General features: G+C 72.0%; 28 protein-coding genes. 20 read left to right on the top strand and 8 right to left on the bottom strand.

Annotation, left to right across the window (positions count from 1 at the left end; genetic code table 11):
* Positions 1-9: 9 nt before the first annotated feature.
* Positions 10-1,461, bottom strand: coding sequence for a sensor histidine kinase (locus NQV15_RS13320; protein ID WP_232401806.1), 1,452 nt, complete (start codon positions 1,459-1,461; stop codon positions 10-12).
* Positions 1,462-1,552: 91 nt separating this feature from the next.
* Here NQV15_RS13320 and NQV15_RS13325 point away from each other — a divergent pair, with 91 nt between their 5' ends.
* The 7 genes from NQV15_RS13325 to NQV15_RS18235 all read left to right on the top strand — a co-directional run bounded on the left by NQV15_RS13325 (position 1,553) and on the right by NQV15_RS18235 (position 8,896).
* Positions 1,553-2,449, top strand: coding sequence for a DUF2785 domain-containing protein (locus NQV15_RS13325; protein ID WP_257125053.1), 897 nt, complete (start codon positions 1,553-1,555; stop codon positions 2,447-2,449).
* A 10-nt stretch (positions 2,450-2,459) separates the two neighbouring features.
* On the top strand, positions 2,460-4,151 hold the full coding sequence (locus NQV15_RS13330) for an acetolactate synthase (protein WP_232401802.1): 1,692 nt from the start codon (positions 2,460-2,462) through the stop codon (positions 4,149-4,151).
* The gene (locus NQV15_RS13335) at positions 4,132-4,683 is read left to right on the top strand and encodes a GNAT family N-acetyltransferase (protein WP_232401800.1); all 552 of its coding nucleotides are present in this window, start codon (positions 4,132-4,134) and stop codon (positions 4,681-4,683) included. The genes NQV15_RS13330 and NQV15_RS13335 overlap by 20 nt, the downstream gene beginning before the upstream one ends.
* Positions 4,684-4,693: 10 nt before the next feature.
* The gene (locus NQV15_RS13340; protein WP_232401798.1) at positions 4,694-6,409 is read left to right on the top strand and encodes an ABC transporter transmembrane domain-containing protein; all 1,716 of its coding nucleotides are present in this window, start codon (positions 4,694-4,696) and stop codon (positions 6,407-6,409) included.
* A complete protein-coding gene (locus NQV15_RS13345; protein WP_232401796.1) occupies positions 6,406-8,148 on the top strand; it encodes an ABC transporter ATP-binding protein in 1,743 nt (580 codons plus the stop codon). Before NQV15_RS13340 ends, NQV15_RS13345 begins: the two co-directional genes overlap by 4 nt.
* A gap of 275 nt (positions 8,149-8,423) precedes the next feature.
* The gene (locus NQV15_RS13350; RefSeq protein WP_232401794.1) at positions 8,424-8,795 is read left to right on the top strand and encodes a thioesterase family protein; all 372 of its coding nucleotides are present in this window, start codon (positions 8,424-8,426) and stop codon (positions 8,793-8,795) included.
* Positions 8,796-8,821: 26 nt separating this feature from the next.
* Positions 8,822-8,896, top strand: coding sequence for a 50S ribosomal protein bL37 (locus NQV15_RS18235; protein WP_369797015.1), 75 nt, complete (start codon positions 8,822-8,824; stop codon positions 8,894-8,896).
* A gap of 72 nt (positions 8,897-8,968) precedes the next feature.
* Here NQV15_RS18235 and rsrA read toward each other — a convergent pair whose 3' ends face one another.
* The 3 genes from rsrA to NQV15_RS13365 all read right to left on the bottom strand — a co-directional run bounded on the left by rsrA (position 8,969) and on the right by NQV15_RS13365 (position 10,718).
* Positions 8,969-9,244, bottom strand: coding sequence for a mycothiol system anti-sigma-R factor (gene rsrA / locus NQV15_RS13355; RefSeq protein WP_232401792.1), 276 nt, complete (start codon positions 9,242-9,244; stop codon positions 8,969-8,971).
* Positions 9,241-9,870: a sigma-70 family RNA polymerase sigma factor gene (locus NQV15_RS13360; protein ID WP_232401790.1), complete on the bottom strand. Its 630-nt coding sequence runs from the start codon at positions 9,868-9,870 to the stop codon at positions 9,241-9,243. The genes rsrA and NQV15_RS13360 overlap by 4 nt, the downstream gene beginning before the upstream one ends.
* Positions 9,871-9,992: 122 nt before the next feature.
* Positions 9,993-10,718, bottom strand: coding sequence for an SOS response-associated peptidase (locus tag NQV15_RS13365; RefSeq protein WP_232401788.1), 726 nt, complete (start codon positions 10,716-10,718; stop codon positions 9,993-9,995).
* Positions 10,719-10,808: 90 nt separating this feature from the next.
* Between NQV15_RS13365 and NQV15_RS13370 the strand changes: the two genes are divergently transcribed.
* The 13 genes from NQV15_RS13370 (at position 10,809) to NQV15_RS13430 (ending at position 19,908) form a co-directional block, all read left to right on the top strand.
* Positions 10,809-11,294, top strand: a complete 486-nt coding sequence (locus NQV15_RS13370) for a DoxX family protein (RefSeq protein WP_232401786.1) — start codon at positions 10,809-10,811, stop codon at positions 11,292-11,294.
* Between the two features lie 34 nt (positions 11,295-11,328).
* Positions 11,329-12,615: a 3-phosphoshikimate 1-carboxyvinyltransferase gene (gene aroA / locus NQV15_RS13375; protein WP_232401783.1), complete on the top strand. Its 1,287-nt coding sequence runs from the start codon at positions 11,329-11,331 to the stop codon at positions 12,613-12,615.
* Positions 12,612-13,658 carry a ribosome small subunit-dependent GTPase A gene (rsgA, locus tag NQV15_RS13380; protein ID WP_232401781.1) on the top strand — a complete coding sequence of 349 codons (1,047 nt, stop codon included), beginning with the start codon at positions 12,612-12,614 and terminating at the stop codon, positions 13,656-13,658. The genes aroA and rsgA overlap by 4 nt, the downstream gene beginning before the upstream one ends.
* 64 nt (positions 13,659-13,722) lie before the next feature.
* Positions 13,723-14,640, top strand: a complete 918-nt coding sequence (locus NQV15_RS13385; RefSeq protein ID WP_232401770.1) for an inositol monophosphatase family protein — start codon at positions 13,723-13,725, stop codon at positions 14,638-14,640.
* A 60-nt stretch (positions 14,641-14,700) separates the two neighbouring features.
* A complete protein-coding gene (locus tag NQV15_RS13390) occupies positions 14,701-15,132 on the top strand; it encodes a CBS domain-containing protein (RefSeq protein ID WP_232401768.1) in 432 nt (143 codons plus the stop codon).
* Positions 15,133-15,171: 39 nt separating this feature from the next.
* The gene (arfB, locus tag NQV15_RS13395) at positions 15,172-15,582 is read left to right on the top strand and encodes an alternative ribosome rescue aminoacyl-tRNA hydrolase ArfB (protein ID WP_232401766.1); all 411 of its coding nucleotides are present in this window, start codon (positions 15,172-15,174) and stop codon (positions 15,580-15,582) included.
* A gap of 63 nt (positions 15,583-15,645) precedes the next feature.
* Positions 15,646-15,768, top strand: coding sequence for a type B 50S ribosomal protein L36 (gene ykgO, locus NQV15_RS13400; RefSeq protein ID WP_232401764.1), 123 nt, complete (start codon positions 15,646-15,648; stop codon positions 15,766-15,768).
* Between the two features lie 106 nt (positions 15,769-15,874).
* The gene (locus NQV15_RS13405) at positions 15,875-16,036 is read left to right on the top strand and encodes a hypothetical protein (protein ID WP_232401762.1); all 162 of its coding nucleotides are present in this window, start codon (positions 15,875-15,877) and stop codon (positions 16,034-16,036) included.
* A 49-nt stretch (positions 16,037-16,085) separates the two neighbouring features.
* On the top strand, positions 16,086-16,793 hold the full coding sequence (locus NQV15_RS13410; RefSeq protein WP_232401760.1) for a histidine phosphatase family protein: 708 nt from the start codon (positions 16,086-16,088) through the stop codon (positions 16,791-16,793).
* A gap of 10 nt (positions 16,794-16,803) precedes the next feature.
* A complete protein-coding gene (locus tag NQV15_RS13415) occupies positions 16,804-17,373 on the top strand; it encodes a DUF3090 domain-containing protein (protein ID WP_232401757.1) in 570 nt (189 codons plus the stop codon).
* Positions 17,370-18,140 (top strand): SCO1664 family protein, encoded by a 771-nt coding sequence (locus NQV15_RS13420; protein WP_232401755.1) that lies wholly within the window; start codon positions 17,370-17,372, stop codon positions 18,138-18,140. Before NQV15_RS13415 ends, NQV15_RS13420 begins: the two co-directional genes overlap by 4 nt.
* Positions 18,125-18,961, top strand: a complete 837-nt coding sequence (locus tag NQV15_RS13425; protein WP_232401752.1) for an NAD-dependent epimerase/dehydratase family protein — start codon at positions 18,125-18,127, stop codon at positions 18,959-18,961. The genes NQV15_RS13420 and NQV15_RS13425 overlap by 16 nt, the downstream gene beginning before the upstream one ends.
* A gap of 83 nt (positions 18,962-19,044) precedes the next feature.
* Positions 19,045-19,908 carry a sulfurtransferase gene (locus tag NQV15_RS13430; RefSeq protein ID WP_232401735.1) on the top strand — a complete coding sequence of 288 codons (864 nt, stop codon included), beginning with the start codon at positions 19,045-19,047 and terminating at the stop codon, positions 19,906-19,908.
* Between the two features lie 76 nt (positions 19,909-19,984).
* Here the strand turns inward: NQV15_RS13430 and NQV15_RS13435 are convergent, their stop codons facing one another.
* The 4 genes from NQV15_RS13435 to NQV15_RS13450 form a co-directional block, all read right to left on the bottom strand.
* Positions 19,985-21,661 carry a PucR family transcriptional regulator gene (locus NQV15_RS13435; protein ID WP_232401734.1) on the bottom strand — a complete coding sequence of 559 codons (1,677 nt, stop codon included), beginning with the start codon at positions 21,659-21,661 and terminating at the stop codon, positions 19,985-19,987.
* Positions 21,662-21,746: 85 nt separating this feature from the next.
* The gene (gene menC, locus NQV15_RS13440; RefSeq protein ID WP_232401732.1) at positions 21,747-22,853 is read right to left on the bottom strand and encodes an o-succinylbenzoate synthase; all 1,107 of its coding nucleotides are present in this window, start codon (positions 22,851-22,853) and stop codon (positions 21,747-21,749) included.
* Complete coding sequence (locus NQV15_RS13445; RefSeq protein ID WP_232401730.1) at positions 22,850-23,716, bottom strand: GNAT family N-acetyltransferase; 867 nt, start codon at positions 23,714-23,716, stop codon at positions 22,850-22,852. Before NQV15_RS13445 ends, menC begins: the two co-directional genes overlap by 4 nt.
* Before the next feature lie 32 nt (positions 23,717-23,748).
* Positions 23,749-24,873, bottom strand: a complete 1,125-nt coding sequence (locus tag NQV15_RS13450) for a M20 family metallopeptidase (RefSeq protein WP_232401728.1) — start codon at positions 24,871-24,873, stop codon at positions 23,749-23,751.

Below are 24,873 nucleotides of genomic sequence, written 5' to 3' on the forward strand. Positions count from 1 at the left end.
GCCCGGCACTCAGACCTGCAGCGAGATCGCGACCGTCGTGCCGCCACCGACGCGCTCCTCGAACGACAGGGTCCCCCCCAGCTCACTTTGGACCAGCGTCGTCACGATCGACAGCCCCAGGCTGCTGGCCGGATCGAAGTCCGCGGGCAGCCCGACGCCGTCGTCGCTGACCCGCAGGCGGATCTTGTCGCGGATGCGATTGACCGCGAGCGTCAGCGTCCCGCCCGATCCCTCGTAGGCGTGCGCCGACGCGTTCTGGATGAGCTCGGTCAGCACCATCGACAACGGCGTGGCGATCTCGCCGGGCAGCAGCCCGAAGCTGCCGAACCGCTCGGGCTTGACCAGGCTCCCCCCGGCCGGGCCGTTGGAGACGTCCAGGACGTTGCGCAGCAGACGGTCGGCGATGTCGTCGAACTCGACGAAGTCGCTGAACGACTGGCTCAGCGTCTCGTGGACCAGCGCGATCGACCCGACCCTGCGCACGGCCTCCTCCAGCGCTGCGCGTGCCTCCGGGTTCTCCATGCGTCGCCCCTGCAGGCGCAGCAGCGCGGCCACGGTCTGCAGGTTGTTCTTCACCCGGTGGTGGATCTCGCGGATCGTGGCCTCCTTCGAGACCAGCTCGCGCTCGCGCAGACGCAGCTCCGTGACATCACGCAACAGGATCAGCGCGCCACTGGGCTGTCCGGCCGAGCGCAGCGGGATGACCCGCAGCAGCAGCGAGGCCGAGCCGTTCTCGACCTCGGCCTCGGCGCTCTCCCGGCTGCCCAGCAACGCCCGCGCACCGCGGTCGGTGGGACGGCGTCCGACCAGCCGGGTCGTCACGTCGCCCAGCTGGGTGCCCACTAGATCACCGGCGAGTCCGAGCCGGCGGTAGGCCGACATCGCATTCGGGCTCGCGTACCGGACCGCACCGCGGGAGTCGGTGCGGATGAAGCCATCGCCGACCCTCAGCGAGTCGGACAGATCGGTTCGGGTGCCCGGGACCGGGAACTCGCCACGGCGGATCATCTCGGCCAGCTCGCCGGCCGCCTCCAGGTAGGAGTTCTCCAAGGCGCTGGACGAGCGCAGGGCGGTCCCGCTGCGGCGCCGGGAGATGACCGCGACGGTGTGGCCGGCCCGGCGCACCGGGATCACCTCGGCCGGCCCCCGGCTGCCATCGGGCTGGTCCTCGGCGCCGGCCACGGGACGTCCGGTGGCCAGGGCGATCTCGAGCGAGTCGTCGCGCCCGGTCGGCAAGAAGGTGCCTGCGACGTCCTCGAGCAGCGTCGTGGGGCCGGTCGTGGGACGGATCTGCGCCCCGGCCCACATCCCCTTGGCCTCGCTGTCGGGGACCCAGAGGACGAGATCGGAGAAGGACAGGTCGGCGATGATCTGCCAGTCCGCGACTAGGTCGTGCAACCACGCCACGTCGTCGGTGGACAGGGAGGTCTGGAACTTGGCGATGTCGTCCAGCGAGGGCATCGACTCAGGGTAGGGCAGAGGTCCCACCCGAGCCGCGTGGCAGGATGTGTGGGTGTCTGGGACGTACTGGCAATCGGTGATGCAGAGCGGGATGGATGTGCCCGCGGACCGCAGCCTGGACGAGTCCACCGTGGAGCTCGTCGAGATGCTCGGCCATCCGAATCCCCGCATGCGCGAGGACCTGGCCTATCCCCTGCTGACCACCTGGCTCACGCGCGGCGTCTACGACGACCTGCTCACCGGGCTCGGCGACGGGATCACCCCCGGCATGCGTCAGGGGCTCGGCCGCGACGGCGACATCTCGGTCGTGCGCCGCTCCTACAGCGCCCTGATGCTGGCCGAGATCATCGGCCGCGACAACAACGAGCACCTGGTGTCGTCGTCCTCGGTGCTGGACTGGGGCGACCGGGCCACCACCTGGTACGTCCGCGAGCAGGACCACCGCGGCTGGATCCCCGAGCTGGGCTGGGCCAACACGATCGCCCACGGCGCCGACCTGCTCGCTGCGCTGGCCCGCTCACGACACTTCGGGCGCCTCGAGCTCACCGTGCTGCTGGACGTCATCGCCGATCGCGTGCTGGCGCCGACCGCCTACATCTGGGGCCACGGCGACGTCGACCGCCTCGCCTACGCCGTCATGACCCTGCTGCACCGCAACGAGCTCGACCCCGGCATCGTCGAGCCGTGGCTCGCCCGGCTGGGCGAGGGCATCAGGCCACCACGCACCCGTGGCCACCTGGCGGCCGAGTGGCCACCCCCCAGCGTCCGCAACACCTCATCGTTCCTTCGGGCGCTGCACCTGCAGCTCGCCCTGGGCGTGCAGGGCCGCGACGACCTGCGCACCGACGCCGAGCTCTTCGCCCAGCCTCCGGCCCACCGCGCCGACCTCCTGCTGGCCGTGCTGGACCAGATCCGGGCCGAGCAGCCGTGGCTGTACCGCCCCACGACGAAGGCGCGTCCACTCGGCGGAGAGCGTACCGTCAAGTAACCTGCGTCACATGACGACTGAAACCGACGGACAGGCCGACCCGACCACCGCTGCCGCGCTCCACGGGGGGATCCTGGCCCTCGACGTGGCCCGCGCCCACGGGGTGGAAGCACTGTTCACCCTGTCGGGCGCGCACGTCTTCCCGATGTACGACGCGGCGGTCAAGACCGAGCCGGCCATGCCGATCATCGACGTGCGCCACGAGCCGACCGCGGTGTTCGCAGCCGAGGCGATCGGCAAGCTGACCCGCACCCCCGGCCTGGCCGTGCTGACCGCCGGCCCCGGCGTGACCAATGGCGTCAGCCCTGTGGCGCAGGCCAGCTTCGCCGGATCGCCGCTGGTCGTCGTGGGCGGCCGGGCACCCAACAACCGCTGGGGAACGGGCAGCCTGCAGGAGCTGGACCAGCCGCCGATCTTCGCGTCCATCTCGAAGTCGGCGACGACCGCGCGCACCGTCGACGACATCGCACCGACGATCGACGAGGCGTTCACCCTGGCCGGCTCCTCGCACCGCGGCCCGACGTTCGTCGACGTGCCGATGGACGAGTTCTTCAACAGCAGCGCACCCGGCCACGAGTCCCGCGGACGGACGCGCGACGTCATCGAGCCGGACACCGACGACCTGCGGCGCATCGCCGGGCTGCTCACCGACGCGGCGCGTCCCGTGCTGGTGCTGGGCACCGATGTGTGGGCCGACGGGGCGGAGGACGCGGCACTGCACTTCGTGACCGAGACCGGCATCCCGGTCATCGCCAACGGCATGGGCCGCGGCATCGTCCCCGGCGGGCACCCGCAGCTCGTGACGAAGGCCCGGTCGACCTCGTTCAACACCGCCGACCTGGTCATCGTGGTCGGCACGCCCCTGGACTTCCGGCTCGGCTACGGCGTCTTCGGCGGCAAGGACGGCGCCACGCCCGCCCGGACCGTGCACCTCGCGGACTCGCCCGGCCAGGTGTCGGGCCACGCCGAGCTGGCCGGCTCGGCCAGCGGTGACCTGACCGCGGTGTTCACCGGTCTGCTGGCCGCCCTGCAGTCGGCCCCCGGCAGCCGCCCGGACTGGACTCCGTGGCTGTCGACCCTGCAGACCGAGGTCGCCGCCGCGACGGCGCGCGACAACGAGCTGCTGACCGCCGAGGCGGACCCGATCCACCCGGCCCGCATCTACGGCGAGCTGCTGCCGCGCCTGGCCGATGACGCCGTCGTGATCGGCGACGGCGGCGACTTCGTCTCGTTCGCCGGCAAGTTCGTCGAGCCCAAGCGCCCCGGCGGCTGGCTCGACCCCGGACCCTACGGCTGCCTCGGCGCCGGCATGGGCGCCGCGATGGCCGCCCGCATCACGCGCCCGTCCAGCCAGGTCGTGCTGCTGTACGGCGACGGCGCCGCGGGCATGTCGCTGATGGACGTCGACACGCTCGTGCGCCATGACCTGCCGGTCGTCATGGTCGTCGGCAACAACTCGGCATGGGGCCTGGAGAAGGGCCCGATGCAGTGGATCTACGGCTACGACGTGGCCGCCGACCTCGCGCCGCAGACCCGCTACGACCAGGTCGTGACCGCTCTGGGCGGCGGTGGCGAGATGGTGACCGATCCCCGCGAGATCGGGCCGGCCCTGGACCGGGCCTTCGCCTCGGGCATCCCGTACCTCGTCAACGTCATGACCGATGTCGACGCGGCCTACCCCCGTGCCACGACCGGCATCTGAGGTCGTCGTCCGGATCGCCCGCGAGGACGAGTACGAGGCGATCGGCGCGCTGACGGTGGCCGGCTACCAGGCGGACGGGTACCTGACGCGCGCGAACGGCTCCTACGACGACGGGTACGCCGGCTGGCTGGCCGACGCCGCGGCACGCGGGCGGCACGACACGCTGCTGGTGGCGACCGTCGACGAACGTCTGGTCGGCACGGTCACGTGGTGCCCGCACGGCTCCGCCTCGGCGCAGATCGCCCAGCGCCCGGACCAGGGCGAGTTCCGCACGCTCTCGGTCGACCCGGTGGCGCGCGGACGCGGCGTGGCACGGGCCCTCGTCCAGGAGTGCCTGGATCGGGCACGGGCTGAGGGGCTCACCGAGGTGCTGCTGTGCTCACTGGACGAGATGACACCGGCGCACCGCCTGTACACCTCGATGGGCTTCGTCCGGCGGCCCGAGCTGGACTGGTCCCCCGCCCCGGGCACGAATCTGCTCACGTTCTCGATCGACATGGCCGGGGAGGGTCGGCGGGGCGACGGCAGATAACCTTGCTCGGATGCCCGTGGACGTTGCTGCTCCCCGATCCGCCGCGGCCCTCATGCGCCGCGGCATCTGGCGGCACCGGCGCAAGCTGCTCGGCTGCTATGCGCTGATCTGCTGCTGGATGCTGTGCGAGGCGCTCGTCCCGGTGCTCATCGGCGTCATCATCGACCGGGCCGTGGCCACCGGCGACTTCGCCGAGCTCGCGATCTGGGGCGGTGCCCTCATCGCGCTGTTCGCCGTGCTCAGCTACGCCTACCGGTTCGGCTCTCGGCTGGGTGTGGCCGCGATCCAGCTGGAGATGCACCAGCTGCGCCTCGAGGTCGGCGAGCACGTGCTCGGCCCAGCCGGGGCGCGCACGGGGCTCCTGCCCGGCGAGACGCTGTCGTTGGCGACCTCCGACGCCGAGACGATCGGCGAGTTCCTGTGGCACGTCGGGTACACCTTGGCCGGGCTGGTCGGCATCGCCCTGAGCGCCGTCGTCCTGCTGCGCATCGACCTGGGCATCGGACTGGTGGTGCTGCTCGGGGTGCCCCTGGTGCTGGTGCTGATCCAGGTCGTGACGCCGCTGATCGCCCGCGACACGAACGACCAGCAGGCCGGCATCGCCCGCGCGACCGGCATCGCCACCGATCTGGTGACCGGCCTGCGCCCGCTGAAGGGCGTCGGCGCCGAGGACGTCGCGACGCAGCGCTACCGGGTGCAGAGCGCCCTGGCCCGCGACGCCAGCATCCGCACCGCCCGCTCGGTGGGCTACATGTACGGGCTGACCGGGGCGCTCAGCGGGCTGTTCCTGGCCCTGGTGGCCTGGCTCGCCGGAACCCGGGCGCTGGACGGGGACATCAGCATCGGTGAGCTCATCGCGATCGTGGGCCTGACCCAGTTCCTGGCCGAGCCCATCGCCGGGCTCGGGCAGACCAGCGCGCAGGCCGCGCGGTCGTTCGCCTCGGCCGGACGGCTGGCGGAGTTCCTCGGCACACCACCGCTCGCGACGTCCGGCATCACGGTGCTGGACGACCCGGACGCCGAGCTCGTCGTGGGTGACCTGACCAGCGGTCCGCTGCACGACGTCGACATCGCGCCGACCCGCGGGGAGCTGCTGGGCGTCGTCGTGGACGACACCGCGAGCAGCGACACCCTCGTGCGGCTCGTGCGCGGTGAGGTGCTGCCCGAGGACCGGCAGGGCGCGCTGACGCTCGGCGGGCACCCGGTGGACGAGCTCACGATCGACTCCCTGCGCTCGCGTGTCGTCGTCAGCCAGCACCACGTCGACCTGTTCGAGGGGACGCTGCGCTCGACCATCGACCCCGACGACCATCTCGACGAGGCGAGCCTGGCCGCCGTGCTGGAGGCCTCGGCCGCCGGAGACGTCGTGGGCCTGCACCCCGACGGACTGCTGCAACCCATCACCGACGGCGCCGCGACGTTCTCGGGCGGCCAGCGGCAGCGCATCGCCCTCGCCCGGGCCCTGGCCACGCGCGCACCGCTGCTGGTGCTGGCCGAGCCCACGAGCGCCGTCGACGCCATGACCGAGCAGCGCATCGCCGACGGCATCCGTGCCCTCCGGCACCCGGACGGCAGCGACCTCACGACCGTTGTCATCACGTCCAGCCCGGCGCTCCTGGCCGCTGCCGACCGCGTCCTGCTGGTCCACGCCGGCCGCATCGTCGCGGCCGGGACCCATCACGACCTGGCCCAGCGCAACGACTACCGGGACGCGGTGCTGCGATGAGCCGCCACCTGCTGCCCATCGCCACCCGGGGCGAGACCACCCGCCTGGCCGCGTCCCTGCTGCGCGCCCACCGGGGTCCGCTGACCGTGGCAGCTGCTGCCTTCGTCGTGGTGGGACTCGCCGGGCTCGTCGGCCCCTGGGTGCTGGGACGGATCGTCGACGCCGTGACGACGGGCGGCGACTCGTCCGTCGTGCTGAACGGCGCGCTCCTCATCGCGGCGGCGAGCATCCTGATCGGCGTCGGCACGTCGGTGTCGGTGCTGTTCCTGGCCAGGGCCGGGGAGCCCGCGCTGGCCGACCTGCGGGAGCAGGCACTGGACCGCGCCCTGCACCTGGATGCCCACCGCCTCGAGGAGGCCGGGGCGGGCGACCTGCTCTCGCGCATGGGCGACGACGTGCGCTCCGTGGCCCAGTCACTGACGCAGATCGTCCCGCTGCTGATCCAGTCGCTCGTCGCGATCGTCTTCACCGCCGGAGGCCTGTTCGCCCTCGACTGGCGACTCGGGCTGGCCGGGCTCGCCAGCGCGCCGTTCTACGCGATGGGCCTGCGCTGGTACCTGCCGCGATCGGGGCCGTACTACGCCCGCGAGCGCATCGCCCAGGGCGAGCGCGCCCAGGTGCTGGTCAGTGGTGTCCAGGGGGCGTCGACGCTGCGGGCGCTGTCGCGCGAGCGCGTCCAGCTCGACAGCATCGCCCACCACTCGCGCCACGCCATGACGATCTCGCTCGACGTCTTCCGGCTGTTCACGCGCTTCGGCGCCCGGCAGAACCGGTCGGAGCTCATCGGCTTGTGCCTCGTGCTGGGCACCGGCTTCGTGCTGGTGCGCCATGACCTGGCGACCGTGGGAGCCGTGACGGCGGCCGCGCTGTACTTCCACCGGCTGTTCAACCCCATCGGCGCCCTGCTGATGATCTTCGACGACATCCAGTCCGCAGGGGCCTCGCTGGCACGGCTCGCAGGAGTCGCGCGGCTCGAACCGTCCCCCGCCTCGGACGCCCCGTCGCCGGTACGCGACGGACGCTTCGAGCTGGTGGGCATCAGCCACGAGTACGTACCGGGCCACCGCGTGCTGTCCGATGTCACGATCCGCGTCGCCGACGGCGAGCGGGTCGCCCTCGTCGGCGCGACGGGTGCGGGCAAGAGCACATTGGGCCTCATCGCCGCGGGGCTGCTGCGACCGACTGCCGGACGCGTCTCGGTGGGCGGATTCGCGGAGTCCTCGCTGCACCCGTCCCACCTGCGCGCCGCCGTCGCGCTCGTGACCCAGGACGTCCACGTGTTCTCGGGGACGGTGCGCGACAACGTGGACCTCGCCCGTCCCGGCGCGAGCGACCCCGAGATCCGTGGCGCGCTGGAGACGGTGCGTGCGATGTCGTGGGTCGACGCCCTCCCCGACGGACTGGACACCGTCGTGGGCGATCACGGACACCGGTTGACCCCGGCCCAGGCGCAGCAGCTCGCGCTGGCCCGCGTCCTGCTGCACGACCCGCTGGTCGCGGTGTTCGACGAGGCGACGGCCGAGGCCGGGTCGAGCGGTGCCCGCGAGCTGGAGGAGGCGGCCGTTGCCGTCGCCCGCGGCCGGACGTCGCTGGTCGTGGCGCACCGGCTGACCCAGGCGCGCACGGCCGACCGGGTCATCGTGATGCACGAGGGACGCATCGTCGAGGAGGGCACCCACGACGAGCTCGTGGCCGCCGGCGGCCGGTACGCCGACCTGTGGTCCGCCTGGTCGACCTGACCCCACGCTGACGCGTGGCTTACGCACGCCGACGCGTGGCTTACGCACGCTGACGCGTGGCTTACGCACGCCCACGCGTGGGTTACGGACGCCGACGCGTGGGTTGTCATCGACGACAACCACACCCCACGGTTCGCAACCCACGCGTCACGGTTCACAACCCACGCGTCAGCGTGCATAAGCCACGCGTCACGGTTCACAACCCACGCGTCACGGTGCGCAACCCACGCGTCGGCGTGCGTAAGCCACGCGTCAGCGTCGTCTACGGTGTGGGGATGCAGTCTGCGAGCATCACCCGCGTCGTCACGTCAGATGACACCGCCCGGGCCCTGGGCTCGGGCGACCTGGACGTCCTGGCGACGCCACGACTGCTCGCCTGGCTCGAGGAGGCGACCTGCGCGGCGCTCGACCTGCCGGCCGAGCGGACCAGCGTCGGGACGCGCGTCGAGCTCGAGCACCTCGCTGCCAGCCCGGTCGGCGCAGAGGTCATCGCAGCCGCCCACGTCATCCATACCGACGGGCGGCTGGTGCGCTTCCAGGTCGTGGCCCAGGACTCCGGCGGCACGCTGCTGGCCACCGGTGAGGTGCGCCGGGTCGTGGTGGACCGGGAGCGATTTCTGTCCCGCATCAGGCCTGTGGGAGACTGAGACATCGACTTTTGAGGAGGAACACCATGGGCAAGACTGGCCGCAAGCGTCGCGCACGTCGCAAGAAGGGCGCCAACCACGGAAAGCGCCCCAACGCGTGATCTGAGTGCACCTGCACCGAAGCCCCCGTCCATGATGGACGGGGGCTTCGTCGTACGTGGGATGCGAAGGAGCTAGGCGCGCTGCTCGGTGATCTGGACCTGCACGGTCCGGATCCTCATCAGCACCTTCTCGCGCAGTGGATCGGGCGCGACCTCCGAGCACGAGCGGGACACCAGCGACTTCACGACGCGCTCCAGGTCGTACTCGGTCAGGCAGCTCGTGCACTCGTCGATGTGCGACTGGATCTCGGCCGAGCTCGCGGTGTCGATCTCGTGGTCGATGAACAGGTAGAGATTCTCCAGGGCCTTCTCGCAGTCGGGGCCCTCGCAGTTGCTCGACGTCGTCATGCCTTGTCACCCGCTCCCGTCACTGCCATGCCACGATCGCGGGCGTAGTCGGCCAGCATCTCGCGCAGCAGTCGGCGTCCACGGTGCAGACGCGACATCACGGTGCCGATCGGCGTGCCCATGATCTCGGCGATCTCCTTGTACGGAAAACCTTCGACATCGGCCAGGTACACCGCGTACCGGAAGTCGTCCGGGAGCGCCTGCAAAGCATCCTTGACGTCGCTGTCAGGCAGGTGCTCGAGCGCCTCCATCTCGGCCGACTTGAGGCCGGACGATCCGTGGGACTCGGCCCGCGCGATCTGCCAGTCCTCGATCTCGTCGGTGACCTGCTGCGGCTGGCGCTGCTTCTTGCGGTACGTGTTGATGTACGTGTTGGTCAAGATGCGGTACAGCCAGGCCTTGAGGTTCGTGCCCGGCTTGAACTGGTGGAACGCGCTGAACGCCTTCGAGTACGTTTCCTGGACCAGATCCTCGGCATCGTGCGGGTTGCGCGTCATGCGCAGCGCAGCCGAGTACAACTGGTCGAGGAAGGGCAGCGCGTCGACCTCGAAGCGTGCTTGCTTCTGCTCCGGGGTCTCGGTGTCCCGTGCGTCGGGAACGTCAGGGGTTTCGGGGGTGACGGTCATCGCATCCCAGCCTACTCCCGGGGGCCGAGTCCCGCGCAGCGGCGTGATCGTACGATCCAGCGCCGGATGGGTCTGTGTCAGCATGTGTCCTCCTGCCGTGTTCAACGGCGGGAGGGGGGCCGCTATTCCGTCGGGAGCGGCGCGATCAGCTCGGGCCCGTTGTTGCGGACGTTGTTGACCGCGGTGGACACCGGGTACGCGGCCAGCCGCCCCGGGGCGGCGGGGATCAACAGGTCCAGCAGCTCGTCGGTGGCCCGCGGGGCGGGGTCGAGCCAGGTGTCGTAGGCATCCTCCGGCAGGAACATCGGCATGCGCTCGTGGATGTGGCCCAGGTCGTCCTCGGCGGTGGTGGTCAAGATCGTGTAGCTGACGACCCACTCATCGGCCTCGCGGTCCTTCCAGAACTCGTAGAGACCGGCCATCGCCAGGACCGAGCCATCCTTGGGCGTGATGTAGAAGGGCTGCTTGACCGGCTTCTTCTTGCCGTCCTGCGGCTCCCCCGCGTACCACTCGTAGTAGCCGTCGGCCGGCACCAGCGCCCGGCGCTTGGCGAAGGCCTTCTTGAACGCCGGCTTCTCCGCGACGGTCTCCGAGCGCGCATTGATCATGCGGTTGCCGATCGACGGGTCCTTGGCCCAGCTGGGGATGAGCCCCCACCGGGCGGTCAGCAGCTCGCGGTGCACGGCGGGCGCCGAGGCGTCCTCGCGTCGCCCGATCACGACGGGCGCCAGCTTGGTGGGCGCCATGTTGTAGTCGGCCTCGAGCTCGACGAAGGAGTTGGCCAGATCGGTCTCGAACACCCGGCTGAGGGTCGAGGACGTCTGGGTCGTCGCATAGCGGCCGCACATGCGTCCAGCGTGCCACAGCGCACCGACACGACGCTGCGCCCGACCGGCCCGGGCACGGCGTTCGGGCAGGCTGTCCGGTATGAATGGATCATGACCCTCTTGCGCATAGTGGCCCGCCCGATGCTCGCGTCGATGTTCGTCTACGGGGGCGCGATGGCGCTCAAGCAGCCCGGCGCGCGCGCCGCGAAGGCGCAGCCGGTGGCCGACCTGATCAAGAAGATCGCCCCGCAGGTGCCGGTCAGCGGCTCGAGCGTGACCCGCGTCAACGGCGCCGTGCAGCTCACCGCCGGCCTGGGGCTGGCCACCGGGCACCTGCCCCGGCTGTCGGCGTTCGTCCTGGCCGTGACGCTGCCGCCCACGACGGTCGTCGGCCACCGCTACTGGGACGAGACCGACCCGGCCGCCCGCACCAACCAGCGCATCCACTTCATGAAGAACATGGCACTGACCGGCGGCCTGCTGATGGCGACGCTCGACCCGGAGCCGCACAAGAAGTTCATCGGCCGGCGCGCCAAGGACAAGGTCACGGGCGCGGCCGCCTCGGTCGCCGATCAGCTGGAGAGCCTGCGCGGCTGATCGTGCGGGCGTCCCGGCGATAGGCTGACCTGCGATGACTGCCCCTCTGCCCTGGCCCGCGCCCCATCGCGACACGCCGTTCGTCGGCGACGTGATGGTGCCCGGCTCCAAGTCCCTGACCAACCGCGTCCTGATCCTGGCTGCCCTGGGCGACGGACCGTCGGTCATCACCCGTCCGCTGGCCTCCCGCGACACCGACCTGATGGCCGCGGCGCTCACCGCGCTCGGCGCGACGATCGAGCGCGACGCCACGACCTGGACGGTCACCCCGCCGGCGGCGGTGCGCACCGACGCCGTGACGATCGACTGCGGGCTGGCCGGCACGGTCATGCGCTTCGTGCCGCTGCTGGCGGCGCTGGGCGGCGCCCCGGTGACGTTCGACGGCGACGAGCACGCCCGCGTCCGCCCCATGGCGACGACCATCGCGACGCTGCGCAGCCTGGGCCTGCAGGTCGACGACGAAGGACGCGGCAGCCTGCCGTTCACGGTGCACGCGACCGGCGGCGTGACCGGCGGCGAGATCCGGATCGACGCCTCCGCGTCCAGCCAGTTCGTGTCGGCGCTGCTGCTGGTCGGCGCCCGGTTCGAGAAGGGGCTCGACCTGCGCCACACCGGATCGTCCCTTCCGTCGATGCCGCACATCGACATGACGGTCGCCGAGCTGCGCCGCCGCGGCGTCCGTATCGACACCGACGAGCCGGGCCGCTGGATCGTCCATCCCGGCACCATCCGGGCCCTCGACGTCGAGATCGAGCCCGATCTGTCCAATGCCGGCGTGTTCATCGCCGGTGCCCTCGTCACCGGCGGCAGCGTCCGCGTCCGCAGCTGGCCGCGTCACACCGACCAGGCAGGCGACGCGTGGCGCACCATCGTGCCCGCCTTCGGTGGCACGGTCGCCGAGGACGGCGCCGATCTGCTGTTCTCCGCCGGCGAGAGCCTGACCGGCGTCGAGCTGGACCTGCACGACGTCGGCGAGCTGACCCCGGTCATCGCCGCGATGGCGGCGCTCGCCGACGGACCGTCCCGGCTGAGCGGTGTCGCGCACCTGCGCGGGCACGAGACGGACCGACTGGCCGCCCTCGTCACCGAGATCAACCGGCTCGGCGGGGACGCCGAGGAGCTCGAGGACGGCCTGCTGGTCCGGCCCCGGCCGCTGCACGCCGAGACGTTCCGGACCTACGACGACCACCGGATGGCCCACGCGGCCGTCGTCCTCGGGCTGCGGGTGCCCGGTCTGCTGGTCGAGAACGTCGACACGACGATCAAGACCTATCCCGACTTCGCGCCGGTGTGGGAACGACTCATGACGCAGGCGCCATGAGGGAGCGCGACGAGCACGAGCGCTTCGACCGTCCGCGGCGGCACACCAAGCCGCGGACGAAGGTCCGGCCCAACTACGACGATGCCGCCACCGCCCGCGTCGTGACGATCGACCGGGGCCGCTACACCGTGACGCTGGACCCTTCGACAGGCTCAGGCCCTTCGACAGGCTCAGGGGGCGGGGACGGCTCAGGGGGCGATGGGGGCAGCCGGACGATCACGGCGATGAAGTCGCGCAACCTGGGACGCAAGGGGGTCGTGGTCGGCGACCACGTCCGCGTCGTCGGCGACGTCAGCGGAGCCGAGGGGTCGCTGGCGCGCATCGTCGAGGTGACCCCGCGGCGCACCGTGCTGCGGCGCACCGCGGACGACGACGACCCCATCGAGCGCATCATCGTGGCCAATGCCGACCAGCTGGTCATCGTCGCCGCACTGGCCGATCCACCGCCCCGCCCAGGCCTGATCGATCGCTGCCTCGTCGCCGCCTTCGACGCCGGCATGGAGCCACTGGTGTGCCTCACCAAGTCCGATCTCGGCTCCCCCGACGAGCTCGTCGCGATGCTCGAGCCGCTCGGCGTCCGGGTCGTCGTGACCCGCCAGGACGGTGACCTGGACAGCGTCCGTGACGCCCTGCGGGACCGCACGAGCGTCCTGGTCGGCCACAGCGGCGTCGGCAAGTCGACGCTGGTCAACGCACTGGTGCCCGATGCCAACCGGTCGGTGAGCTACGTCAACGCCGTGACCGGCCGCGGCCGGCACACCTCGACCTCGGCGATCAGCCTCGAGCTGCCGTTCGGCGGCTGGATCATCGACACCCCCGGCATCCGCTCGTTCGGCCTGGCCCATGTCGAGGTCGACGACCTCATCAAGGCCTTCCCGGACCTGCAGGACGTCACGCGCGACTGCCCCCGCGGATGCCTGCACTCGGCCACCGAGCCGGAGTGCGCGCTGGACGTCGCGGTGGCCGACGGGACGCTGGCGCCCGAGCGGGTGGAGTCGTTCCGGCGCATCCTGGCCAGCATGAACCAGCGCGACGACTACTGATCGACCCGTCCTCGCAGGTGTGCCGCGACGTCGGCGTGGTCCCGCACGCCGTACCCTGAGGGTCATGGCTCACTCGTACAACGACGACCTGCGCCTCGCCCACGTGCTCGCCGACAACGCCGACAACTTGTCGATGGAACGGTTCCTGGCCAACGACCTGCAGGTCGACACGAAGCCGGACATGACGTACGTGACCGAGTCCGACCAGGCCGTGGAGGCCGCGATCCGGCGCACCCTCAAGTCCGCCCGTGGACGCGATGTCGTCCTCGGCGAGGAGCAGGGTCAGGACGCCGTCGAGTCGGTCGGCGGCCGACGATGGATCGTCGACCCGATCGACGGCACCGCCAACTTCGTGCGCGGCGTCCCCGTCTGGGCCACGCTGATCGCCTTGGAGGAGGACGGCGAGATCGTCGCCGGCTGCGTCTCCGCCCCCGCCCTCGGGCGCCGCTGGTGGGCCAGCAAGGGCACCGGCGCGTTCACCGGCAAGTCCTTGATGTCATCGCGCCAGATCAAGGTCTCCCAGGTATCCGACCTGGAGGCCGCCTCGCTGTCGTACGCCTCGCTCGGCGGCTGGGACGTCATCGGCAAGGGGCAGGCCTTCGCCGCCCTGATGCGCCGCTGCTGGCGCACCCGCGCGTACGGCGACTTCTGGTCGTACATGCTGCTGGCCGAGGGTGCCGTCGACATCGCGACCGAGCCCGAGCTGAACCTGTGGGACATGGCGGCCCTCGACATCATCGTGCGTGAGGCGGGCGGCACGTTCACGAGCCTCGCGGGGGCCCCGGGCCCGTGGGGCGACAACGCGCTGGCGTCCAACGGCCGGCTGCACGATGCGGCGATGGCCTATGTCGGCCACTTCCCCGACCAGGGGCCGCCCGACCAGTCGTGGACCGACGAGCCCGAGGACGACGCGCCGCCCGCGGAACCCAGCAACGTCCACGCCTTCGAGTTCTCCCGGGAGCCGGCGGACGAACGTCCCTGAAGCATCGCCTTGGGGGTGTGACCGGCGCTACAGTGCGAGGATCCGATGAAGGAGCCCGCCATGCGTGTCCAGGACGTACTGACCTCCAAGGGAAGCACCGAGGTCTTCACCATCTCCCCCGGCGCCACGGTTCGCGAGCTGCTGGACGTGCTCGCCGAGCTGAACGTCGGTGCCCTCGTCGTCAGTGATGACGGCACCTCGATGCTCGGCATCGTGTCCGAGCGTGACATCGTCCGCAAGCTGCGCGGTGTGCAGGACGCCAGCTCCGTGACGGTCGCCGACCTCATGACCACCGATGTGCAGGTGTGCTCCCCCGACGACTCGTTCAAGGCGCTGATGGCCGTCATGACCGAGCACCGTGTGCGCCACGTGCCGGTGATCGACGACGGACACCTGCTCGGCGTGCTGAGCATCGGCGATGCCGTCAAGCACCGGATGGATCAGCTGGAGTTCGAGCGCGACCAGCTGAACAGCTACGTCGCCGGCGGCTGACCGCCCGCGCGTCGGCGATGTGCCGCATACTGGCCGACGATGAGTCATGACGGACGCCTGAGCCTGCCCGAGGGCGAGATGAGCTGGCGCTTCTCCCGGTCGTCCGGGCCGGGCGGCCAGCACGTCAACACGACCGACAGCCGCGTCGAGCTGATCTGGTCGCTCGCCGACACCACTGCCCTGTCCCCCGCGCAGAAGGAGCTTGCCGCGACCCGGCTGGCCGGACGTCTGGTCGACGGGACCATCACCGTGGTGTCGTCGCAGTACCGGTCGCAGCACCGCAACCGCGAGGCCGCACGCGTCCGCCTCGAAGAGCTCGTCGGCCAGGCCATCGTCCCGGAGAAGGCGCGGCGCACGACGAAACCGAGCCGGCGGGCGAAGCAGCGCCGTCTGGACACCAAGAAGCGCCGCGGGGCGATCAAGCAGGGCCGCAGCGGGACGTGGGAATAGCCCGCGGGTGGGAATCGTTGTCATCTGTCCGGGAAGATTCCCGGTCACGGAAGGACGATCGCCATGAAGGTCCGCAACTCGCTGTCATCGCTGAAGAACCAGGCCGGCTCGCAGGTCGTGCGTCGCCGCGGCCGCACGTTCGTCATCAACAAGGCCAATCCCCGCCTGAAGGCCCGCCAGGGCTGACCAGCCGGCACCGTGCCCCGATCCGCCCGCGGCGGGTCGGGGCATCTGCATGATTGGCCGCCCCTCCGGCGGGTACCCGCTGCGGAACCGACACCTTGGAGGAACCGTGACCGAAGCCCCGCCCGAGCCCGGACTGCCCGAGCAGGACGCCCCCGAGAAGCCAGAGGCGCCCGATCTGCCGGACCCGGCCTTCCCCGAGGCGCTGCCCGATGCCGAGCCGGGCGCCGAGCCCGATCGCGAACCGGCCACCGAGCCCGCAGCCGAGTAGAGCGCGGCGTGCCCGGCCGCGTGCCCGGGCACGCCCTAGGCTTTCGGCCATGGCCACTGTGATCCTGGTGCGGCACGGCCGCACCACTGCGAATGCCAGCGGCGTCCTCGCCGGCCGCACCGCCGGCGTCCGGCTCGACGACGTCGGGCGCCGTCAGGCCGACCGAACCGCCGAGCGACTGGCCGTCGTGCCGCTGGCCGGTGTCGTCACGAGCCCGCTGGAGCGATGCCGGCAGACGACGCGCGCGATCCTCGCCCACCAGGACGCGGCGGTGCCCACCTCCGTCGAGCGCGGCATCACCGAGTGCGACTACGGCGACTGGCAGGGACGCAAGCTCGCCGAGCTGGCCAAGGAGGAGCTGTGGTCGGTCGTGCAGTCACAGCCGTCCGCGGCCGTCTTTCCCGGCGGTGAGTCGCTCGCCATGATGCAGGCCCGCTCGGTCGCGGCGATCCGTCGCCACGACGCGGCCTTCGAGGCCGAGCACGGACGCGGCGCGGTGTGGGTCGCGGTCAGCCACGGCGACATCATCAAGTCGATCCTGGCCGATGCGCTGGGGATGCACCTGGACCTGTTCCAGCGCATCAACGTCAACCCGGCCTCGGTGTCGATCATCCGGTACGGCACGAGCCGCCCCGACGTCCTGGCCACCAACACCGATGCCGGCGATCTGTCCTGGCTGCGCACGAAGCCGGCCGACGAGGACGCGCAGGTCGGTGGCGGGGCAGGCCATGAGGCGCCCGCTGCGGCGCGCTCCTAGGATTGTTGGCATGCCCCCGATCGTGCACGGATTCGACTGGCCCGACCGTCTGGTGGTCGGCACCGTCGGCCTGCCGGGAGAACGCACCTTCTACCTGCAGGCCCAGACGGGCGCTCGCCTGGTCAGCGTCGCCCTCGAGAAGGAGCAGGCCGCGGCCCTGTCCGAACGCGTCGAGGAGGTCCTGGACGCCCTGATGGGCGAGGAGGGCAACCCGTTCAGCGTCCCGGCCCTCACCCCCGAGGGGCTCGTCGACAACGCTCCGCTCGCGCAGCCCGTCGAGGAGCAGTTCCGCGCCGGCGCCCTCAGCTTGGGCTGGGACCCGACGACCGCCCAGCTGGTGATCGACGCCTTCCCGATCCCGGTCATCGACCCCGACGAGCTGGAGGGCCTGGAGCCCGACGACGAGATCGAGATCGAGCCCGACGAGGTGCTGCGCGTCCGCATCCCGGTGGGCCTCGCGCGGGCCTTCGCCAAGCGCACCCGCGAGGTGGTGGGGGCCGGACGCCCGATCTGCCCCCTGTGCCGCCAGCCGATGGACGGCGACGACCACGTCTGCGAGCTCCCTGACGGGTTCCGTTGACCACGGACGCCGATCTCCAGTGCGGCGACATCGAGCTGGAGGGGCGGATCATGCCGGCCTCCAACGCGACCTTCGTCGGGAGCATCGGTGCGGTCAAGATCGTCTACAAGCCGGTCGCCGGCGAGCAGCCGCTGTGGGACTTCCCCGACGGCAACCTGGCCAGACGCGAGGTGGCGGCGTACCTGGTCTCCGAGGTGCTCGGGTGGGACGTCGTGCCACGGACCTGGCTGCGCGACGGGCCCATGGGGCCGGGCATGGTGCAGCTGTGGCAGGACGTCGACCCCACCCAGGACGCCGTCGACCTGGTGCCGTCCGACGCGGTGCCGGAGCACGGCTGGCGGCACGTGTTCGACGGCTTCGACGCCCACGACCGTCCGGTCTCGCTGATCCACGAGGACTCCCCCGAGCTTCGCCGGATGGCGGTGTTCGACGTCATCACCAACAACGCCGACCGCAAGGGCGGTCACGTGCTTGAGATGCCCGGCGGGCACCGGTACGGCATCGACCACGGCCTGACGTTCCACGCCGAGCACAAGCTGCGGACCGTGCTGTGGGGCTGGGTCGACGAGGCGCTGACCCCGTACGAGCTGGAGGGAGTCGAGCGGGTCCGCGCGGCGCTGGCCGGTGAGCTCGGCAGCGCCCTGGGCGATCTGCTGACGGAGTGGGAGATCAGCGCCTTCGCGGCGCGCTGCGACGCGATGCTGCGTAAACCTCGCTTTCCCCGTCCCCGCGGGCACATGCCGGCCATCCCGTGGCCGCCGTTCTGATGGCCGCCGACGCGCTGCTGATCGGCTGCGGCGACCTGGGAGCCGACATCGGTCTGCGCCTGGCCGCCCAGGGGCACGATGTGGTCGCGATCCGCCGCCGCGGCGATCTCGTGCCGTCGCCGCTGACCGGTGTGTCGGCCGATCTCACCCGGGAGCGCCCCGTCCTGCCGGCGCTGGACCTGGACCGTCTCGTGGTCGCCCTCACCGCCCGGCCACGCAGCGAGCAGGCGTACCGGCAGACCTATGTCGAGGGCATGCAACGGGCGCTGGACGCCGTGGACGCAGCCGGGCAGCGACCGGCACGAGCCGTGCTCGTGTCGTCGACCGCGGTCTACGCCGATGCCGACCCGGGCCGGCTGCTGGACGAGACGACGCCGCCGGAGCCCGGCGACGGGCCGGGTCGGATGCTGCTCAAGGCGGAGCGGGTGTTCCTGGACCGCGTGCCGGCCGGGACGGTCGTGCGGTTCTCCGGCCTGTACGGGCACGGCGAGCCGCGCCTGGTCGCCCAGGTGCAGCGCGGCGAGGTCAGCGATCCGCACCGTTGGACCAATCGCATCCACCGCGACGACGCCGCGGCAGCCGTCGTCCACCTGCTGACCATGGACGACCAGCCTGAGCGCCTGTACATCGGCACGGACGACGAGCCGGCGCTGCTGGGCGATGTCGCCGCGCACGTCGCGGCGCAGCTGGAGCTGCCCGCCCCACCGAGGGCGGATCCGGCCCGCGGCCACGGCAAACGGCTGAGCAATGCGCGCCTGCGTGCCAGCGGCTGGGTGCCACAGTTCCCGACCTACCGGCAGGGATACGTCGCCGACCAGTGAGCCGCGCGGGTGGACTGCGGGTGAACTGTCTCGAAACGCGAGATGACGGCCCGTCACGACAGGCTCTCCCCTAGATTCGGGCAGTGACCGACAGCGAGCCACCTCTTGTGTCCACCGCCTGGCTGGCGACACATCTCGAGCACCCCACGCTGCGGATCCTGGACGCGACCGTCGACCTCACCCATCCCGGCGACCCGGGCACCAGCTGGGCGGTGGCGTCGGGAGCCGCTGAGCACGCGGCCGAGCACATCCCCGGAGCGCTGCACGCCGATCTGCTCTCCCAGTTCTCGGCGCCGACCGGGATCTTCCAGCGGCCCGACGCCGATCAGGTGACGGCCGCGCTGGCCGAGCTCGGCATCGGCAGCTTCTCGCGCATCGTGATCTACGATCGCGCCGCCACGGTGTGGGCCGCCCGCCTGTGGTGGGTGCTGCGATCGTTCGGGATCGAGGCCTCCGTCCTGGACGGCGGGCTCACGGCCTGGCAGGCGGAGGGCAGGCCCACCACGTCCGAGCCGACGCCGGTCACCCCGTGCCGGCCCCCGGCCGTGACCGACCGGAGCGAGCTGTTCGCGGACTGCGAGGAGGTGCTGTCGGTGGTCAGGGACGGCGGCGCCTGCCTGGTCAACACCCTGAGCACATCGGAGTTCACGGCGTCCGAGCCCACCTTCTTCGCGCGCGGTGGCCGCATCCCGGGCAGCCTGAACGTGCCCTCCTTCACCCTGCTGGCCGGCGACAACACCTTCCTGCCCGTCCAGGCCCTGCGCAAGCGGTTCGCCGATGTGTTGACCGGGCCGGACCGCAAGATCCTGTACTGCGGCATCGGGGTCGCGGCCTGCGTCGACGCGCTGGCCCTGACCCTGCTTGGAGAGACCGACGTCGCGGTCTACGACGCCTCGTACGAGGAGTGGGCCGCCGACCTGTCCCTCCCGGTCGAGGTGCACGCCTGAGAGGGCGGTGAGCTCAGTCGCCCGTCCGGGCTCCGGCCGGCGCGGTACGCCCGGGCCGCGACCTGAGCCCGCCCGGTCACGGATCGGGCCAGGACTCCTGCTCGGCACCGCCGGCCAGCCCGGGCCACAGCCGCAGCAGCAACGTCAGGGCGAACCGCTGACCGGAGTCGAGCAGATCCACCTCGCCGACCTCCGCGACGCGGCGCAACCGGTACCGGAAGGTGTTGGTGTGCACGAACAGGGCCTCGGACGCCTTGGTGACGTCGCCGAAGGCGTCGAGCCAGGCCTGGAGGGTCGGCACCAGCTGACCGTCGTGCTGCCGGTCGTACTCGACGAGCCGGGCCAGCGGACCGGTCAGCTGCTCGCCGCGCGCGATCGTCCGGTCCCGCAGCTCCATCAGCAGGGACTCGGTCTGCACGTCGGCCAGCCGCGCCACCGATCGGGATCCCCCGGCCTCGCGCAGCACCCGCAGGATGCGATCGGTCGTGGCCCGGGCGCGCACGATGTCGGACAGATGGGTCGCAGCGGGCCCGACCGCCACGATCGGCCGGGACCGGTCGCCGATGCGTCCGAGGAAGTCCGTCGCGATGCGGGTCGCCCGCGCCTCGGCCTCCTCAGGCGATCCGCCCGCCGCCACCAGGCCGTACGCGACGCCGTCGATCAGGGCTGACGCCGAGCGGGGGTTGACCGCGCTGAGGTGCATCGCGAACGCATCGGCCAGCCTTTGCTGCTCGTGCGCGGCCGACGGATCGCCCTGGTGGGATGCGCCGGGGCCGGCCAGCGTGCAGGCCAGCACCAGCAGGCGCGCATCGGCAAGGCCCAGCCGCTCCAACGACTCCCGGGCGCCCTGGCCGCCCTCGAGCACCGAGCTGAGCAGGTCGGCACGCACCCGGCGGCCGGTGTCGGCGCCCGCCCGGACCCGCAGCAGATGCAGCGCGACCAGCTGCGCCGTGTCCCGCAGCGCCCCGGCACGCGCCTCGCTCAGCGGGCCCGTGACGGCCGCCCAGATCGAGCCCAGCACCTCGTCGCCGGCGCGGACCGCCACCGCGACCCGGGGCAGCGTCACCGAGCCGTCGTCCGCGACGATCTCGTCGACGTAGATCGGCTGATCGGATCGGTGCAGGTCGCGGAAGACGCCGCGCTCGTTGAGGATGCGCGCATAGCGCTCCGGCACCTGGCGACCCAGGATCGTCTCGACCCGCGACGAGTCGGCCTCGTCCTGCCGGCTGGAGAAGGCCAGCACCCGCGAGCTGTTGTCCTCGATCGTGACCGGGGCGTCGAGCAGCGACGAGATCGCGTTGGCGACCGCGAACAGATCACCCGACGGCAGACCGCCCAGCGTCTCGGAGGCCGGACCGCCCACATCGCCCTCGGCGAGCACGGACCGCAGCATGGTCGCGATGTGCGCCCACGGCGCTCCACGGCTCAGCCCCAGCAGTGCCACACCGGATGCCTCGGCGGCTGCCCGCACCTCGTCGGTGAACGGGACGGGAGCGCGGATGACCAGCCCTGCCGCGTCCTGGCGGCCCAGGTCGCCCAGCAGCCCGGCGATCTCGGTCGGGTCGTCGATCGCGACGCCCAGGACGAGCGCGTGCCGGGGCAGCACCGGCGCGTCGACCCGGTCGTGGATCACGATCCCGCCGATGTCGTCGACGCGGCTCGTGTCGCCGTGCACCAGGTCGAGCAGGGTCGCGCCGAGGTCGTCCAGGACGCGCACCAGGCTGGCACGAGGACGCGGGGTGGAGCTCGGCATGGCACTGCTTTCGACACGGAGCGGGGCGGCACCAGCGTACGGCGTGCCGGTCCGCCCCACGCCCCTTCCGGCGTGCCCGTCGCGTTCAGCCGCTGACCCACTCGGTGTGCGTCGTGACGTCCGCCAGGCGCTCGGGGACCGGCAGCACGCCGATGCCCGGTCCGGTCGGCACCGACAGCATCCCGTCGTCGAGGACGAAGGGCTCGGTGATGTCGGTGCGGTAGTAGCGGTCCGACGCCGAGGTGTCGCCCGGCATCGTGAACCCGGGCAGCGCCGCCAGGGCGATGTTCGCGGCGCGACCGATGCCGGTCTCGAGCATCCCACCGCACCACACCGGCACCCCGTTGGCGGCACACACATCGTGGATGCGGCGTGACTCCAGGTAGCCGCCGACTCGTCCGGGCTTGACGTTGACCACCTGGCAGGCGCCCAGCCGGATCGCCGCCGCGGCCGACTGCGCCGAGGTGATCGACTCGTCCAGGCACACCGGCGTCGTGATCTGCCGCGCGAGGTCGGCGTGCCCCAGGATGTCCTCCTCCTCCAGGGGCTGCTCGATCAGCAGCAGGTCGAACGGGTCGAGGCGCGCCAGGTGCCGGGCGTCGGCGAGCGTGTAGGCGGTGTTCGCGTCGACCTGCAGCAGCACGTCGTCACCGAACCGCTCCCGCACGGCGCGCACCGGCTCGACGTCCCAGCCGGGCTCGATCTTGAGCTTGATGCGGACGTACCCCTGGTCCAGGTAGCCGTCGACGGCGTCGAGCAGCTGCGGGACGCTGTCCATGATGCCCACCGAGACACCGCACGGCACCCGGTCGTGGACCGCGCCCAGCTCACGTCCGAACGATCGGCCCTCGGCGCGCAGCTCGGCGTCCAGCACCGCCATCTCGAGCGCGGCCTTGGCCATCCGGTGGCCCTTGAACGGCGACAGGACCGTCGCGACCCGCGACGCGTCGAGGGGCCCGGACGCGGCCAGGGCGGGCACGAGGAAGCGGCGCAGGACGTCCGCGGCGCCCGCGACGTACTCCGAGGAGTAGAGCGGGTCGGGCATCGTGACGCACTCGCCCCACCCCTCCCCCTCGTCCGTCACGAGACGCAGCAGGAGCAGGTCGCGGGTGACCTGCGTGCCGAAGGAGGTGCGGAACGGCGAGACGAGCGGCATCGAGACGTGGATCAGCTCGACGCCCTCGAGCTTCACAGCTGCCTCCTCACGACGTACCACCCGGATCGGTCGAAGCCGGTGATGCGCGCGCCGTCGGCCAGCAGCTCCGACAGCACGTCCCTGACCGCGGTTCGCCAGCGGTGGGCCAGCTCGGGGTCCGTGGACCGCAGCAGGCTGATGTCGCGCGGGACGGCGACCAGCGACACCGCGCCGTCGAGCCGTCCGGCGACCGGGCCACCGTCCGCTCCCAGGCCGACGGCCGTCACCGCCCCGGCCCGCAGCTCGTCGTCGACGGCCTCGGACGTCCGGTCGCCGGAGCAGGCGCGCTCGACCGCGGGATCGCGCAGGCGCCAGCGCACCAGCAGCCGGTCGGACTCGTCGCTGCCGTTGATCGTGTCGGTCAGCGGACCGTAGAAGTTGGGCAGGTACTCGGCCGGCCGGGCGGCGAGCTTGACCAGGTTGAAGTAGGCGTTGCGGCTCACCAGCGGGTCGAACGTCCAGGCGATCTCGGAGATGTCGCGCTCGAGCGCCCACGCGCGCTGGTGCAGCTTGAGCGCGAAGCCGACGTGCCGGCCGACCATCGTGCGGTCGACCCCGGCGATGTGGCTGTGGAGGGCGTCATCGGCCGGCGCGTGGAAGAAGCCCACGCACGCCCCGACCAGGCGGCCGTCGGCAGTAAACGCACCGCCGACGTAGTTGCCGGCCTTCGTGAAGGCACGCAGCAGCTCGAGCGTCAGGGGCGGGTTGTCGTTGCGGCCCCACACCCGCGCATACAGGTCGAGCACCTGCTCGAGCTCCGGGAGCCCGCTGAGCTCGCGCACGTCGACACCGGCGGCCGACGCCGCGGCCTCCGCGACGCGCGCGGCGTCGAGCTGGGGGGCGAGGGCAAGCTTGGTCATGGCATCCGTCCTGTGGGGGTTCTGGGGTGTCGTCATCGCCGGCCGGCCCCTGCGGTGTCGCACTCGGCGGTCGGGACCGCCAGCAGCTCGGTGATCAGCGAGCGGACGAGCCGGGTGCGTCCCGGCAGCTCGTCCACGAGGACGTGCTCGTCGTCGGCGTGGGCGCCACCGCCCACGGCTCCGAGCCCGTCCAGCGTCGGCGTGCCGACCCCGGCGGTGAAATTGCCGTCGGATGCGCCGCCGACCGCCATCGCCGGGACGGGTGGCAGCCCGAGCCGTTCGGCGATCGCGCGGACCCGGTCCAGCAGCTGGGCGGAGGACTCGGCTTCCATGGGCGGCCGGTTGGGGCCGCCGGTCACGAGCGTCCGGGCGCCGGGCAGCACGGGGCCGAGCGACCGGATCGCCAGGTCGACGCGGTCCTGCTCGGCGAGCGTGCGGACCCGGACGTCGACCGCGAACGATCCCTCGGCGGGGATCGTGTTGGTCGTCGCGCCCGCCCGCGCCGCGGTGGGCGTCACCGTCGTGCCGGTCAGGGGGTCGCCGAGCGCCGCGACGGCCAGCGCCTGGTGGGCCAGCTCGAGCGTCGCGTTGATGCCGCGCTCGGGCTCGAGGCCGGCGTGCGCCGCACGTCCCCGCACGACGACGTCGTAGAGCGAGACGCCCTTGCGGGCGGACTTCAGCGCCCCACCGGGGCCGGCACCTTCCAGCACGAGGGCGGCCGACGCGATGCGCGCCTCGTCCTCGATCATCGCCCGTGACGACGGAGAGCCCAGCTCCTCGTCGCCGGTGACCAGCACGGTGACGCCGTCCAGCCCTGCGGCGGCCTGGAAGGCCATCGCCAGCCCCGCCTTCATGTCGAAGCAGCCGGGACCGCGCAGGACCCCGCCCTCGACGGTGCACGGCCGGGTCGCGAGGGAGCCCGTCGCCCACACCGTGTCGTGGTGACCCACGAGCAGCACGCGCGACGGTCCCGTGCCCAGGCGCCAGCGCAGGTGGGTCCGGCCGTCGAGCACGATCCGCACCGGCTCGACCCCGAGCCGGCGACGGCCCACCCGCGCGACGACCTCCGCCGAGCGGGCGACCGCCTCCAGGTCGGCGGAGGGCGACTCGCACTCCACCATCTCCCGCGTGTCGGCGATGAGCGCGTCGAGATCCAT

Origin of the sequence: Aeromicrobium wangtongii (genome assembly GCF_024584515.1) — a bacterium.
Classification (GTDB): Bacteria; Actinomycetota; Actinomycetes; order Propionibacteriales; family Nocardioidaceae; genus Aeromicrobium; species Aeromicrobium wangtongii.

What these genes read in the sequence shown, in the direction of transcription:
- NQV15_RS13340 (WP_232401798.1), top strand. Translation starts at nt 4,694, where the DNA reads ATGCCCGTGGACGTTGCTGCTCCCCGATCCGCCGCGGCCCTCATGCGC.
- NQV15_RS13450 (WP_232401728.1), bottom strand. Translation starts at nt 24,873, where the DNA reads ATGGATCTCGACGCGCTCATCGCCGACACGCGGGAGATGGTGGAGTGC.
- ykgO (WP_232401764.1), top strand. Translation starts at nt 15,646, where the DNA reads ATGAAGGTCCGCAACTCGCTGTCATCGCTGAAGAACCAGGCCGGCTCG.
- NQV15_RS13435 (WP_232401734.1), bottom strand. Translation starts at nt 21,661, where the DNA reads ATGCCGAGCTCCACCCCGCGTCCTCGTGCCAGCCTGGTGCGCGTCCTG.
- NQV15_RS13360 (WP_232401790.1), bottom strand. Translation starts at nt 9,870, where the DNA reads ATGACCGTCACCCCCGAAACCCCTGACGTTCCCGACGCACGGGACACC.
- NQV15_RS13350 (WP_232401794.1), top strand. Translation starts at nt 8,424, where the DNA reads ATGCAGTCTGCGAGCATCACCCGCGTCGTCACGTCAGATGACACCGCC.
- NQV15_RS13385 (WP_232401770.1), top strand. Translation starts at nt 13,723, where the DNA reads ATGGCTCACTCGTACAACGACGACCTGCGCCTCGCCCACGTGCTCGCC.
- NQV15_RS13415 (WP_232401757.1), top strand. Translation starts at nt 16,804, where the DNA reads ATGCCCCCGATCGTGCACGGATTCGACTGGCCCGACCGTCTGGTGGTC.
- rsrA (WP_232401792.1), bottom strand. Translation starts at nt 9,244, where the DNA reads ATGACGACGTCGAGCAACTGCGAGGGCCCCGACTGCGAGAAGGCCCTG.
- NQV15_RS13325 (WP_257125053.1), top strand. Translation starts at nt 1,553, where the DNA reads ATGGATGTGCCCGCGGACCGCAGCCTGGACGAGTCCACCGTGGAGCTC.
- arfB (WP_232401766.1), top strand. Translation starts at nt 15,172, where the DNA reads ATGAGTCATGACGGACGCCTGAGCCTGCCCGAGGGCGAGATGAGCTGG.
- NQV15_RS13365 (WP_232401788.1), bottom strand. Translation starts at nt 10,718, where the DNA reads ATGTGCGGCCGCTATGCGACGACCCAGACGTCCTCGACCCTCAGCCGG.
- NQV15_RS13330 (WP_232401802.1), top strand. Translation starts at nt 2,460, where the DNA reads ATGACGACTGAAACCGACGGACAGGCCGACCCGACCACCGCTGCCGCG.
- NQV15_RS13320 (WP_232401806.1), bottom strand. Translation starts at nt 1,461, where the DNA reads ATGCCCTCGCTGGACGACATCGCCAAGTTCCAGACCTCCCTGTCCACC.
- NQV15_RS13370 (WP_232401786.1), top strand. Translation starts at nt 10,809, where the DNA reads ATGACCCTCTTGCGCATAGTGGCCCGCCCGATGCTCGCGTCGATGTTC.
- rsgA (WP_232401781.1), top strand. Translation starts at nt 12,612, where the DNA reads ATGAGGGAGCGCGACGAGCACGAGCGCTTCGACCGTCCGCGGCGGCAC.
- NQV15_RS13410 (WP_232401760.1), top strand. Translation starts at nt 16,086, where the DNA reads ATGGCCACTGTGATCCTGGTGCGGCACGGCCGCACCACTGCGAATGCC.
- NQV15_RS13345 (WP_232401796.1), top strand. Translation starts at nt 6,406, where the DNA reads ATGAGCCGCCACCTGCTGCCCATCGCCACCCGGGGCGAGACCACCCGC.
- NQV15_RS13390 (WP_232401768.1), top strand. Translation starts at nt 14,701, where the DNA reads ATGCGTGTCCAGGACGTACTGACCTCCAAGGGAAGCACCGAGGTCTTC.
- NQV15_RS13445 (WP_232401730.1), bottom strand. Translation starts at nt 23,716, where the DNA reads ATGACCAAGCTTGCCCTCGCCCCCCAGCTCGACGCCGCGCGCGTCGCG.
- aroA (WP_232401783.1), top strand. Translation starts at nt 11,329, where the DNA reads ATGACTGCCCCTCTGCCCTGGCCCGCGCCCCATCGCGACACGCCGTTC.